This is a genomic window from Idiomarina aminovorans (assembly GCF_023155095.1).
GTDB classification, from domain to species: Bacteria; Pseudomonadota; Gammaproteobacteria; order Enterobacterales; family Alteromonadaceae; genus Idiomarina; species Idiomarina aminovorans.
The window spans coordinates 1-13,397 of the sequence record NZ_JAKNDA010000010.1; the positions used below are offsets into that span (position 1 = coordinate 1).

The 13,397-nt window shown below is 44.5% G+C and carries 8 protein-coding genes, 1 rRNA gene and 2 pseudogenes; 10 read left to right on the forward strand and 1 reads right to left on the reverse strand.

What is annotated here, in order from left to right; genetic code table 11:
* Nucleotides 1-74: 74 nt before the first annotated feature.
* From rrf to L8G48_RS13230, 10 genes and pseudogenes are all read left to right on the forward strand, one after another.
* Nucleotides 75-190 (forward strand): 5S ribosomal RNA (gene rrf / locus L8G48_RS13185).
* 225 nt (nucleotides 191-415) lie between these two features.
* Nucleotides 416-682: a DUF4212 domain-containing protein gene (locus L8G48_RS13190; RefSeq protein WP_126782604.1), complete on the forward strand. Its 267-nt coding sequence runs from the start codon at nucleotides 416-418 to the stop codon at nucleotides 680-682.
* Nucleotides 683-688: 6 nt separating this feature from the next.
* Nucleotides 689-2,404: a sodium:solute symporter family protein gene (locus L8G48_RS13195; RefSeq protein WP_248265077.1), complete on the forward strand. Its 1,716-nt coding sequence runs from the start codon at nucleotides 689-691 to the stop codon at nucleotides 2,402-2,404.
* Between the two features lie 111 nt (nucleotides 2,405-2,515).
* Nucleotides 2,516-4,348 carry a DUF294 nucleotidyltransferase-like domain-containing protein gene (locus L8G48_RS13200; protein ID WP_248265078.1) on the forward strand — a complete coding sequence of 611 codons (1,833 nt, stop codon included), beginning with the start codon at nucleotides 2,516-2,518 and terminating at the stop codon, nucleotides 4,346-4,348.
* A gap of 2 nt (nucleotides 4,349-4,350) precedes the next feature.
* The gene (locus L8G48_RS13205) at nucleotides 4,351-4,995 is read left to right on the forward strand and encodes a 3'-5' exonuclease (RefSeq protein ID WP_248265079.1); all 645 of its coding nucleotides are present in this window, start codon (nucleotides 4,351-4,353) and stop codon (nucleotides 4,993-4,995) included.
* Nucleotides 4,996-5,292: 297 nt separating this feature from the next.
* Entirely contained in the window at nucleotides 5,293-8,019 is a 2,727-nt protein-coding gene (locus L8G48_RS13210) for a TonB-dependent receptor domain-containing protein (protein ID WP_248265080.1), read from the forward strand.
* Nucleotides 8,020-8,116: 97 nt separating this feature from the next.
* Nucleotides 8,117-9,031 (forward strand): class I SAM-dependent methyltransferase, encoded by a 915-nt coding sequence (locus L8G48_RS13215; RefSeq protein WP_248265081.1) that lies wholly within the window; start codon nucleotides 8,117-8,119, stop codon nucleotides 9,029-9,031.
* Nucleotides 9,032-9,191: 160 nt separating this feature from the next.
* Nucleotides 9,192-11,846 (forward strand): TonB-dependent receptor plug domain-containing protein, encoded by a 2,655-nt coding sequence (locus L8G48_RS13220; RefSeq protein WP_248265082.1) that lies wholly within the window; start codon nucleotides 9,192-9,194, stop codon nucleotides 11,844-11,846.
* 128 nt (nucleotides 11,847-11,974) lie between these two features.
* A complete protein-coding gene (locus L8G48_RS13225; protein WP_248265083.1) occupies nucleotides 11,975-12,817 on the forward strand; it encodes a class I SAM-dependent methyltransferase in 843 nt (280 codons plus the stop codon).
* Nucleotides 12,798-12,926, forward strand: a pseudogene (locus tag L8G48_RS13230) (IS5/IS1182 family transposase); the annotation flags it as partial. The gene L8G48_RS13225 and the pseudogene L8G48_RS13230, both read left to right, overlap by 20 nt.
* A 13-nt stretch (nucleotides 12,927-12,939) precedes the next feature.
* On the opposite strand, the pseudogene L8G48_RS13235 reads toward L8G48_RS13230, so the two are convergent.
* Nucleotides 12,940-13,272, reverse strand: a pseudogene (locus tag L8G48_RS13235) (IS4 family transposase); the annotation flags it as partial.
* Between the last annotated feature and the right edge of the window lie 125 nt (nucleotides 13,273-13,397).

Consider the following 13,397-nt stretch of genomic DNA (forward strand, 5'->3'; position numbering starts at 1 on the left):
CTTTACCGAATCGAATAAAAGAGAGTGGCGTTATTAAGACGACAGTCAGCTTTACCATGTTGTGACAGTTTATGTCTGGCGGCCATAGCGGTGTGGCACCACCTGAATCCATTCCGAACTCAGCAGTTAAACACACCAGCGCCGATGGTAGTGTGGGGTCTCCCCATGCGAGAGTAGGTCACCGCCAGACTTTAATTCTAAGAAGCCCTCAGCTGACGCTGGGGGCTTTTTTTATGCGTGCGCGGAAATAACGCCGCTCTGACACTTGTCATTACGGGACATCGTATCTTCCTCCGGCACCCCACCTGATGTGAATATCAGGCTACGACCAAAGTCCAATTCCTCTTGTTAATAATTTCATTTACTTTTGTTAACGAATAAAAACAATAATGTTGAAACAACTGGAGGGGACGTTATGGCATTCGAGAGTGAATCCCATGCCAAAGCGTATTGGAAAGAGAACCTCAGCTTAATGCTCAAGCTGTTGGTAGTCTGGTTTATCGTTTCCTATGGCTTTGGAATTATATTGGTGGACGTGCTTAACGAAATCACTTTCTTTGGCTTTAAGCTAGGGTTCTGGTTTGCACAGCAAGGCTCCATTTTGACTTTCATCGTGCTCATCTTTATTTACGTGAGGGGCATGGCCGCGCTAGATAACAAATACAATGTACACGAGGACTAAGGCGCTATGGATATTCAAACGCTCACCTTTATAATTGTCGGCCTGACCTTCGCGCTATACATTGGTATTGCAATTTGGTCACGTGCCGGCTCAACGAACGATTTTTATGTAGCAAGCGGTGGGGTTAACCCTATTGCCAACGGTATGGCTACAGCCGCCGACTGGATGTCAGCAGCATCTTTTATTTCAATGGCCGGTATTGTCGCTTTTGCCGGTTATGACGGCTCGGTTTACTTAATGGGCTGGACAGGCGGTTATGTTTTACTAGCTATGTGCCTTGCGCCTTATTTGCGTAAGTTTGGAAAATTCACCGTGCCGGATTTCATCGGGGATCGCTACTATTCGCAGACAGCGCGCACTATTGCGGTAATTTGTGCGATTTTAATCTGTTTTACTTACATTGCCGGACAAATGCGCGGTGTTGGTGTTGTGTTCTCTCGCTTCCTGGAAGTAGACATAGCCACCGGGGTTATTATTGGTGCCATCATCGTTTTCTTCTACACCGTGCTGGGTGGAATGAAAGGGATTACCTATACACAGGTAGCGCAATATATTGTATTGATGTTCGCTTACATTGTGCCAGCGGTTTTCTTGTCATTATTGATGACAGGACATGTCCTGCCCCAAACTGGTTTCGGCGCGACAATAGCTGACGGTGTTCCGGGATCCGGACAGTTCCTGTTAGAACGGCTGGATGGACTTTCCACAGAGCTTGGCTTTGCAGAATACACTGAAGGTGTGCGCAGTAAAGTCGACGTATTCTTTATCACTGCAGCACTTATGGTTGGTACTGCTGGCTTGCCTCACGTTATTGTGCGTTTCTTTACTGTACCCAAAGTACGTGATGCGCGTCGTTCAGCATTCTGGGCACTGACTTTCATCTCAGTTGTTTATCTGACGGCTCCAACTATCGCTTCGTTTGCTAAGTTGAATATATTTAACACCATCAACGGCCCTGACCTGCAAGGTGTTGAATATGATAACGCACCGAGCTGGATTAAAAACTGGGAAAAAACCGGATTGATCACTTGGGAAGACAATAATAATGACGGCAAAATGTTCTACTCAGGTGATGAGCGTAACGAAATGACCATAGATCGTGACATCATGGTACTGGCGAATCCCGAAATAGGTGACTTGCCGGCATGGGTTGTCGCATTGGTTGCAGCGGGTGGCGTTGCCGCCGCGCTTTCCACTTCAGCGGGTCTTCTACTGGTTATATCAACCTCGGTTTCGCACGATTTACTGAAACGAAACCTGGCACCGAATATTACCGATAAGAAGGAGTTGTTCTACGCTCGGCTCGCCGCTGCAATAGCGATAATTATCTCGGTTTACTTTGGTATCTATCCGCCCGGCTTCGTGGCGCAGGTGGTCGCTTTCGCGTTCGGCTTAGCCGCAGCGAGCTTCTTCCCTGCGATCATCATGGGTGTATTCCATAAGCGTATGAACCGTTCAGGTGCCATAGCTGGTATGGTTGTCGGTATACTCTTTACCTTCTGCTACATTGTGTACTTCAAGTTTGTAGCTCCGGAATTAAATACTCAGGAAAACTGGTTGTTCGGTATTTCTCCTGAAGGTATCGGTACATTAGGCATGATCATTAACTTTGTGGTTGCCTTTATCGTGCATAAATTCACTGGTGATGCGCCAGAACACATTCAGGAGTTGGTTGAGTCCATTCGTTATCCGAAAGGGTCAGGCGAAGCTCAATCTCATTAATCGAAAGATTAATAGTGTAATTGAAGCCCAGCCCCGTGCTGGGCTTTTTATTGACTAAGGCTGATTAATACACAAGACTAAAATCAGTTTTTCTATAAATTAGGATTAGCCATGGAAGTTAATTCGTTTTTAAAAGATTGTCCTCCCTTCGATATTTTATCGGAAGAACAACAAAGTTGGGCAGTGTCGCAGTTGCAGTCAGTTTATATGAACGATGCAAACTGTAACGAGATATTGAACGATATGCGGCCTGCACTTTTTATTGTGCGTTCAGGTGTTTTCGATTTACGAGGTGTCGACGGACAGCTTATCGATAGACTGGAAAGTGGTGATCTCTTTGGTTATCCGTCTTTGTTGTCTGGTCGAAAAGTGGTTAATACACTCAAAACAATAGAAGATGGCATTGTTTATGTTCTGCATCAGTCAGCTTTTGATCGGCTGCGTAATGCATCGAAACCTTTTGAGCAATACTTTATAAGAGCCCATGGGCAACGTCTATTAACAGAACAAAAAAGCGAAGACGGCACAGACAGCGACTGGAGCGAACAAACGGTGGGCAGCGTGGTGTCGATGCCCCCGGTGAGTCTGTCCAGTGACACTTCCCTGCAGGAAGCCGCTCAGCTTATGGCTAAGCATGGTATATCCTCTGTTCTGGTTGTGGATGAGACAGAACTGGTCGGTATTTTGACGGACAGAGATTTGAGAAATCGAGTGGTGGCGGAAGGTCTTTCGCTCGAGGTCCGCGTGTCGGCTGTGATGACACAATTGCCGGAATCGGTCTATGAAAACCGCTCGCTAATGGATGCGTTAACCACCATGACCTCCAGTAATATCCATCATTTACCGGTGGTTAATGACCAAAACCAACCCGTAGGAATGGTGACTGCAACGGATTTAATTCGCCAGCAACGTAGCGATCCGGTATTTTTAATTAGTGCGATCCGCAAGGCCAGTAGTAGGGCCCAGTTGATAGAAGAGGCGCAAAAGCTTCCTGAGTATCTGCAGACCTTTGCAAGTCGCGTGAAACAGACCTCGGTGTTAGGCCGCCTGATGGCGTCAGTAACAGACGGTATAACGCGGCAGCTGATACAATTATATGAACAGGAAAACGGTGCTGCTCCGGCTGCTTACAGCTGGTTAGCATTTGGTTCGCAGGGCCGGGAAGATCAAACTTTAAGCTCAGACCAGGACAACGGGCTTTTGCTCAGTAATGGCTTAACCGATAAGCAAAAGCAGTGGTTTGCGGGTCTTGGAGAGTATGTTTGTGAAGGGCTAAATGAATGCGGCGTCCCGTCCTGTCCCGGAAATATTATGGCCTCTAACCCCGACTGTCGAGGAACAATTGATGAATGGAAAGAACGCTTCAGAGGTTGGATTGAAAGCCCGACGCCAAAAGCACTCATGTACTGCCAGATATTCTTTGACAGTCGACCGGTGGTTGGCCCTGGAAAGTTCTACCAGCAATACCGCACCGAAATTGCGGCTCTCGCTAAAAATGAAATGTTTTTAGGAAATCTGGCTATTGTGGTGAACCGCATCAGCGTGCCTTTAGGTCTGTTTAACCGGCTACGAACGGAAGATACCGATGACGGCGATACCATCGATATTAAACGTTACGGTATTGCTTTGATTAATGATATGGCACGTATTTATTCTTTACAGGCAGAAATTACATCGCCAAGTACGCCAGCGCGTTTAGCTGCATTAAAAGGAAGTAAGTTACTGAATCGACAGGATAACCAGTCTTTGTTAGAAGCCTGGGAGTTTTTAACGCAACTTAGACTAAACCATCAGCTAAAAGTGTGGGGAAGTGATAAACCCAAGAATGCGATAGAGCCCGATGAGTTAAGCACGCTGGCAAGACGTCAGTTAAAAACTGCTTTTAAAATTATAAAAGAAGCACAACAGGGCGTTGGTCTGAAGTTTGGCCGGCAAGGGTACTAATCATGTCTCAATGGCTTGAAAAGCTGGCTCATTGGTACAACCGGCGGCAGAAGTTAAAGCAGCCGTGGCAAAGCTTACGATACGTTGCGCTTGATATTGAGAGCACTGGATTAATTCCTAAAAAGCATCAAATTTTGTCCATTGCCTGGATGACCATAAACCCGCCTGTCATGCATTATGGCAATGCGCAGTATCATGTTTTTGCTCATGGGCAAGAACTTGAACTGGGCCAAAGCCCGACCATTCATGGCTTAACCGAGCAGGACTTTCTAAACAGCTCTGAACCGAAACAAACCTTCGTTATGTTAAGTCGAGCTTTGAATGATGCCGTGCTTGTCTGTCACCACAAAGGCATGGACTGGCGCTTCCTGAAACATATAGAAGCGCAGTACGGTATACCCTTTAAACCTCTGGCTATTTTCGACACGTTAGCGTTTGAGAAGAACAAGTTGGAACGCAACCCTCATCAACCGATTCAAGCCGGACAGTTAACGCTCAGCGCCTGCCGAAAACGCTATAACTTACCCAATTACCATGCCCACCATGCACTAACGGATACCGTTGCCTGTGCGGAGCTTTTTTTGGCGCAGTGTTATGCCTCTAAGCGGTTTAACGAGCCTCTAAGTTCGTTACTGAAAAAGCTTTAGCTGAGTCGCTCAAATTAATCTGTAACAACTAGAAAACATATGTTTTAAGAGCTGATACATAGGTTGTTTTTATTAATAAAATAGACCCTAAAATAATCGGTAAGGGTGTTTTTTGAGCGATCAGTTCAGGCGGTATAAGAAAAGCCCTAAGCACCTATTGAAATGAACGCCTTACAGCGTTACAAGGTTGTTACCGAAAACGGGTGGTCGAACAATAACTAGTCAGACTACCATCGGTTTCAGGTTGCTTTTCGCCAATCAAGCAACTTAAAAATAATGTTCCAGGGAGTAATTTAAATGAATAGTACTACCTTCCGTAAAAGCGTAACGGCTTTAGCTGTTACTGCTACGCTAGGCTTTCCTGCGTTTGTCGCAGCACAAGACTCAGGCGTGAACGATGTTGAGCGTATTCAGGTAACTGGTTCGCGTATTAAGCGCACCGATATGGAAACAGCAAGCCCTGTTTCTGTATTTGACGCTGAGGCCATTGAAGCCTCTGGTTTCACCACTATGGAAAAATTTATCCATAACCTGCCTTCAATGAACGGTGCTTATAATGGCTCGAACGTTAACAATGGTTCAGGTGGCTATGCGTCTGCAAACCTTCGCGGTTTAGGCAGTGCAAGAACACTTATTCTGATCAATGGTCGTCGTTATGCATCGGGTGATTTGAACGCCATTCCTATGGCAATGGTTAAGCGCGTTGAAGTCCTGCGTGACGGAGCTTCCACCATATACGGTTCTGACGCCATTGCCGGTGTCATTAACTTTATCACCAAAACAGATTTTGAAGGTGCAGAGTTCAGTGCGCAGTACGACTTGACCGGCGAAGGTGATGGTGAAACAACTAAGCTTTCAGGTGTTATCGGTACCTCAAGTGGTAAAGGCAGCGTTGTTCTGGGCCTTGAATACCAAAACCGTAACTCAATTGGTCAGGCCGACCGCGATTTTTCACGCATTCCTTTAAACGAGAGAAATGGTGAAATCGTTGCGGGTGGTTCAGCTGTTATTCCTCAAGGTAACTGGTCAGCAACTGATAAGAATTCGGATTATAACTCCGGTAGCTATGTTGTTGACTCCTCAACTGGTGAAGTACGTTCATACAATGGTCAACAAGACGCGTATAATTTCGCAAATTCATCGTATTTAGTTTCACCTCAAGAACTATTTACCATTAATGCAGCAGCAAACTACGACATAAACCGAGACTTACGCGTATTCTTAGAAGGTGGTTATGCGAATCGTCAATCAGATCAATTGATGGCTCCGACCGGCACTTTCTGGGGAGCTGAAGTTGGTGCTGAGCACCCAAATAACCCAATTGATGAAGACGTTGTCATCTACCGCCGCTTTGAAGAAACCGGTGGACGTAATTATACTCAAGACTTTTCTGACTACCGGATGGTCGCCGGCTTTGAAGGCTATCTAGATAACGGCTGGTCATGGGATGTTTCTTATAACTATGCACGTTATGTAAATACCAGCATTGATTATGGCCGTGCTAACCGCACGCGTTTTACAAACCTGTTAAACGAAGATCTTTGTAGCTCAGACGAGAGTTGTCCGGGTATTTGGAACCCCTTTGAAGCTGGTACTTTAAGCGATGAAATGATGGACTACGCGCTAGTCGAAAACTCTCCTGTCACGCGCGGCACCACAAAACAGTTTATGGCTAACTTAACTGGTGATACAGGTAGTTGGTCATTACCAGCAGGAGCTGTCGCTTGGGCTGCTGGCGTAGAGAAACGCTGGGAAGAGTACCAGAACCAACCTGACGGTGCAGCTTCCATAGGCCAAATTTACAACGTAACAGGTATCGCTTCTGAAGGCTCCTATAATGTTGAGGAAGTGTACTTAGAAGCTGATATTCCATTGCTGCGTGATTTGCCTGGCGTTCAGTCACTGGACTTGTCAGCAGCGGTTCGGCGCTCTGACTATAACTTCCTGGATGCACAAACCACAACCAAGTTTGGCCTTGAGTACGTACCAAAAGATGGGCTGCTCGTACGAGCTACTGTTGCAGAAGGCTTCCGTGCACCGACTATCGACGATCTGAACAGTCCTCAAGTGACGTCTTATTCTAGTTATGCTGATCCTTGTATTGAGTATGGCAACAGCAGTAATGAGATACTAAAAGCTAACTGTGAAGCAGAAGGCTTATCAGAAGATTTTAACTTGGACAATAATCAGGCTGCAACTTTCCTTTCCGGAAATGAAAACCTGAAAGCAGAAACATCTGATAGTTTGACTTTGGGTGTCGTTTATCAGCCAGAGTTCATGGACAACCTGAATATCGCCGTTGATTACTACGACATTGAAATTGAAGATGGTATTGGTGCGCCTAGCACGAGCTTCATCGTTAATCAGTGTTATACAAGTGAAGACTTCTCGGCAACGGCCTGTGATTCTATCCTGGGGCCAGACGCGGTTGATACTGCAGCTCTTAGTGGTTCAGACTACCGCGATGCACAAGGCTACATTTCGGGCGTAAATGCAATTACTCAGAACATTTCTACTTTTGAGACGTCGGGTGTCGACTTTGACGTTAACTGGAATGACACAGTGGCAAATGGTTTGCTGACCTTGCGTCTGGATGGTACTTACCTGAAAGACTATAGTTACCAGGTTCAGGAAGGTGCTGAGCCATTAGAGTTAGCAGGGAAGTTTGGTGCCGATACTAATTTAGCGGGTCGCATTGCTGCGTTCTCAAAATGGCGCACCAACTTTACTGCGTCTTATAAAGTAGACGATGTTGCCGTTAGCTGGACCTCACGCTTCCAGTCAGGTGTCGATGATATTAACTACGACAGCAGTAACGTAAGCAGTTCTGTTGGTAGCTATATCTATCATGATATGCAGGCGTCGTACTTCTTTAACCCAGAAACGACCTTTACGTTAGGCATTCGCAATGTGTTTGACAAGCAGCCTCCATACGTTAGTAATAATAACAGTATGAACACGCTGAACACCTCTTACGATACCGCGGGCCAATACTGGTATGCTCGTGTTGGCTTCCGTTTCTAATCCGCGTTAATACATTGTTTAACATGTTAAAGCCCGGCTCTTTGAGTCGGGCTTTTTTGTGGTAGCATGAAAAAACGCAGCTGTACTGGAGTAAATAATGAAAACAACAAAAAATCCGTGGAGTGACTATTGGCAAAAAGGCGCAAAAGCCAGCTTTCTGGATGATAAAGCGCGCTTACAGGCTTATCAAATGCGCAAATTTTGGTTTGAGCGCATGGATGAAAATGAGTTTAAGCAACCTATAGTGGATATTGGTACCGGGAATGGCATTGTCGTTCATTGGTTGACGGAGTATGCGGAGGAAAAAAGCAAAAAACTCGATGTTCTGGGAATAGATTTAGCAGAGCTCAACCCCTTTAACGACAAGCTGAAGCTAAACGCCGAAACGCCCTATGAAACCTTTAAGCTGCCATCCAATAAAAAGGTAGGCACTTTCGTTTCGCATTTCGGTCTTGAGTATGGCGATATGGAAACTGGACTAAAAAATTTACATGCGCAACTTAAGCGTGGAGGCCGTGTTATTGCTTTGGTGCATTCAACCGATTCGAACATTTATAAGAACAGCAAAGCATTGTTTGAGTTTATATCCTCAGTGCTTAAGCAACTTAAAAAGTCCGTAACGCCGCTTCAGGAAGCCTTGCTAAAGCATGGGCCGAATAACCTGCCAAAGCCAGCGCTTCAGGAGCAACACAATCTCAACCAGTTTGCCAGAAAGTACGAGCGATATGGCGCATTCCAGGCCATGAATTTTATTCCGGCTACAAAACATGCATTGCAAGCCGCTGCACAAGGTAATTCTGATGAGTCCCACAGAGTATTGTCGGGTTACATCAACGCAATAAATGAACATAAAGCACGCTTGGTTAGCCTGTTGAAAGCTACTGAGCAGTTAGGCGATAAGGACAACACAAAAGCGCTATTTGAAGGTGCTGGTTTTAAGAATGTAACGGTTCAAACCGTGGCTTTTCCGGAAACTGGAGTTGTTGGTAACTGTGTTCAGTGTGGTAAATGAGAAGGGTCTTGTGAGGCCTTTTTTGAAGCCTTGTTTAAATGCTCTAAAAAATAACATAATTAGCACTTAAAGTTTACAACCCTATAACTTCCTGTTAAATTCTCGACAGCTTCAAAAAAATGAAGCGATATAATAAAAACGTTCCAGGGAGTTTTTACTCATGAAAAATATGACATTTCGCAAAAGCTTAACGGCTGCAGCAGTGGCTGCGTCTTTAGGTTTTCCTGCATTAGCGGTTGCGCAAGACGCGCAGACTGACGTAACAGCTCAAAAAGAGGTTGAGCGCATTCAGGTTACTGGCTCACGTATTAAACGTGTCGATATTGAAGGCTCTAGTCCAATCGAAGTTATTTCTTCGGAGGACTTTGAAGAGCAAGGTAGAGTCTCTGTTGCTGATGTTCTTCGCAATGTGACTTCTAACAGTTTTGGTTCATTTGTTCCAAGCTCAGGGAGTTCCCAACAGTCTCAGTCTACAGTTAGTTTACTTGGTGCTGGCTCTGACCGTACCTTGATTCTGCTTGATGGTAAGCGTATGGCTGGTTCACCAACTCTAGGTGGCTCTTCGGTTAACTTGAGCTCGATTCCGATGGCCGCAATCGAGCGAATTGAAATTCTAAAAGACGGCGCTTCGGCTATCTATGGTTCTGATGCAATTGCTGGCGTAATTAATATTATTTTGAAAGAGGATTACGAAGGAGCGTCGTTTAGTGTTCAATTTGGTCGCCCTGAAGCTGAAGGGGCTGATACTAAACAATTGTCTTTTACAGCCGGTATTAGCAGTGAAAAAGGTAGTATAACTTTTGTTTATGATCATCAGGAACGTGGGGAAATCTACGATAGAGACCGAGACTACACAGCGCCATCCATGGAAGATATTAATGGTGACGGGCTCATCTCTATATATGATGAAACTGTTGGTATTAGTTACTATGGGGCGACCCTCGAAAACCCTGATGGAGGCTTCGCTGCCTCAGCTTTATGTGATGATTTAACTGCAAATGTAGACGGGTTCATGGGTGTTTTAGATCAAGGGTCATTGCTTGGTGGTGTAGGTGGGGGTGAAGTTTGTGCCTTTGCTTTTTCAGGCGTGTCTGCAAATCAAGCGTCTACTAATCGTGACTCCGTTATGACTAATGCTACATATATGATCAATGACGATCTGGAATTGTTCGCTAGAGGAATGTTTAGTCGCAACGACTCATTTGGTCGCTATGCTCCTCCGGCAGCCCCATATCCGGGTATAGCAGCAGATGACCCTCACAACCCGTTTGATGTAGAAACCGATGGTTATTGGCGTTGGACTGATATAGGTGCTCGTGATGGTGAAGTCACAGACTACCAACAAGATTACATGGTGGGGTTAAGAGGCTATTTTGGTGAGTCTGCAGAATGGGAAGTTGCTTATCATAAAGCTCGTTTGGATTACCGCCAAGCTGGTCGCTACTACTTAAGTTATGCGGGCCTTGCGTACAATAATCTATACGAGATCCCGCTTGGTTCTGAAGAAGGCGTAAACAATATGCGCGCCACAACTTACACTGAGCAGCAAAATGATTTTGACCATTACTCTATGGGTATAGGTTTTTCTTTCGGCTCATTGGCAGGTGGACAGATACAGCACTATGTCGGGGGAGAATACTTCGAACAGACTTTTGATTCAAAGTACGATGCTCAGTCTGAAGCTGATTTAATTGGTGGTTCAGCGGGTAACTCTGCTGCAGGTTATCGAGATACAACAGCCGCTTTCTATGAAATTTCATTGCCAATTCTTGATAACTTAAACGTAAGTGCAGCTTACCGTTACGACGATTATAGTGACTTTGGTAGTAACGGAACTCCAAGTATTAAAGCTGAATATAGACCAATGGATGACTTATTGCTTAGAGCTTCTTGGTCAGAAGGCTTCCGCGCTCCTTCTTTGTCGGAGCTTTTGGCAGCTACTGCATTTAGCGCAACTGAAGCAGTAGATTATGTAGCTTGTCGCGAACAAGATATCGCGCCGTCAGACTGTAAGACCCGTCAATTTGATAACTTACAAGAAAGTAACGATGAGCTAGGCCCTGAAGAATCAACCTATATTAACGCAGGGGTTGTTTATTCGGGAATCGATAACCTTTCTATTAAACTCGACTACTTTGATCTTGAAGTAGATGAGGTCATTTCCGCTATTACAGTTCAGTCTCTAATTAACGCAGAGTACGGCGGTGTGTTAGATCAGATCGAAGCTCAGTACCCTGGTGTAAACTTGGATAGAGCGGCTGATGGTTCTGTAGATGGGGATGTTATTACTCGTACTGCCAATGGAGCGTTTTTGTCACGTAAAGGCATCGATTTCGAATTGGGCTACGTTATGGAAACGGATTTCGGTCAGTTCCGCTTTAATAGTTCAACGACTTACCTCACTGAATCTGGTGGAGATGTCTACTTTGGCGGACCTACGCAGGATTTTGCTGGAGGTCCGGGGACACCTGAGTGGCGTTCTCAATTTGTAGTTAACTATGCGTTTAGTGACTTTACTGTAAGCTGGACTACAGATGCAATTGCTAATACCGCTGAAGATTCGTACCTTGATATTGCTGACGGTAATCCTGACAACTTCCGTTATAAATTTGAAAACCATAACGGAACATATGTCACTCATAACTTAAATGTATCTTATATGACCGATTCCTATGGTAAATTTACCTTAGGTGCTCGCAACTTATTTGATAAAGGAGTTGTGAAGGATGATGCAGGCTTGTGGGTAGACGACACGCTATATAACGCAGGCCACGTGGGTCGCGAAATCTACGCGGGTTATACAATTAACTTCTAAGCTTTTGATAGCAAAGTACAAAAAGGGGCCTTTGGCCCCTTTTTTTTGGAGTGTTCATGGAATATTGGAACTCATACTGGAATGATAATAATAAAGATACCTGCCTGGGAAACGTATCTGACTTAGGAATGTCAGATTTGTATAGTTTTTGGAAAAAAGCTGTTTCTAGTTTCTCTGAACAAGTTAATGTGAAATATAAAGTGGAGTGTCTGGATATAGCCTGCGGTAATGGAGTCGCGAGTAAGCAAGTTTCAAGATTTATGCCTCAGCAGGCTATAGACTTCACGGGCATCGATCGTGCGAATGTCGAGTTTGTATTAGATAACCAAAAGCATGATGTGAAGATTTTCTCAGGAGAAAAATTTAATAGTTTTTTTAAGTTACCAAGGAAATTTGATTTAGTAGTGTCGAATTTTGGTATTGAATATTTGAGCCTTGAAGAGACTGAACGATTGTTGACAGAGCATTTGCACTCAAAGGCTACTCTTATCTTCAATATACATGATGAAAGCTCTATCGTATCGAAGTCCAGTATCGAAGAGATTCAAGCCGTAAATGCGTTTCTAAATGATGAGCGACTAAAATGTCTTGAGAAATATTTGGTCTCTCACTTTCAGACGGAAACCGCAAAGCAATACTTAACTCGTCTGAGCGAGATAAACGACGAAAATGAACAACGAATTGCGGGTTGTGGAATTTCCGACTTCGTTGTCAGAGAGTTTGTTCAGTGCCAAAAAGACAAGAGGACTTTTTGTAGTTTTAGTAACATCAGAAAGACTTATAATGACTATATTAGTAGGTTAGGAGACCAAATCAGCTCCGCTAAAAAGGCTAAAGAATTATTAACCCTACTCGCTGAAATTGATTTTCAAGAGCACAGTTCGGAGGCAATTAAAACTTCAAGTGGAGAACTTATTTCGGTTTTTAAGGTATTTATAAATAAGCGTAATTTCAGTCATACCCAAACGTAATTATGGCCAGGATATAGACAAAGACAGTGTCGATTGATGCCTATATAAATATAGGCATTTAGTTGAAAATGCGTTCGCACGAATAAACCATTATCGTTCAATATCAACTCATAAGTTGGACATTAAGAAATAATCGGCACCAGGCCCGGCGCCAAACGCCCGGTTTTCCTGTCTCTGTCCGGATGCGCCCGTTTAGCGTATCGGGATAGATAATCCATTGCCCAGCACCATGTTTGTTTTAAATCAGCATGGTCGTAATGAATGATGGACTCCATTAATTTATAAAACCAACCCTGCGTATTTTTTGCGACCATAAAGCTTGAAATCGCAACGCCTTTAATCTGCTGAATACTAAAGCCAATACGCCGCTTTACTAATAGCGTTAATAAACTCACCCAGATCAAGCCTTCCATCATTGTTGCTTTACGCGTGTTGAATTTCCGCAAGTTGCAATGTAAGCGTAACTGCAATCACACCTACTCAGCCATAGTTTAAAGCCATAAGCTACCACGAAGTTTAATCAACAAGGTGATAGCATCATGAGCCGGGCATACCGAACTCGTGAGCAATGGCGAGAGCT

Coding starts and splice junctions, on each gene's coding strand:
- L8G48_RS13190 (WP_126782604.1), top strand. CDS start 416: ATGGCATTCGAGAGTGAATCCCATGCCAAAGCGTATTGGAAAGAGAAC.
- L8G48_RS13195 (WP_248265077.1), top strand. CDS start 689: ATGGATATTCAAACGCTCACCTTTATAATTGTCGGCCTGACCTTCGCG.
- L8G48_RS13200 (WP_248265078.1), top strand. CDS start 2,516: ATGGAAGTTAATTCGTTTTTAAAAGATTGTCCTCCCTTCGATATTTTA.
- L8G48_RS13205 (WP_248265079.1), top strand. CDS start 4,351: ATGTCTCAATGGCTTGAAAAGCTGGCTCATTGGTACAACCGGCGGCAG.
- L8G48_RS13210 (WP_248265080.1), top strand. CDS start 5,293: ATGAATAGTACTACCTTCCGTAAAAGCGTAACGGCTTTAGCTGTTACT.
- L8G48_RS13215 (WP_248265081.1), top strand. CDS start 8,117: ATGAAAACAACAAAAAATCCGTGGAGTGACTATTGGCAAAAAGGCGCA.
- L8G48_RS13220 (WP_248265082.1), top strand. CDS start 9,192: ATGAAAAATATGACATTTCGCAAAAGCTTAACGGCTGCAGCAGTGGCT.
- L8G48_RS13225 (WP_248265083.1), top strand. CDS start 11,975: ATGTCAGATTTGTATAGTTTTTGGAAAAAAGCTGTTTCTAGTTTCTCT.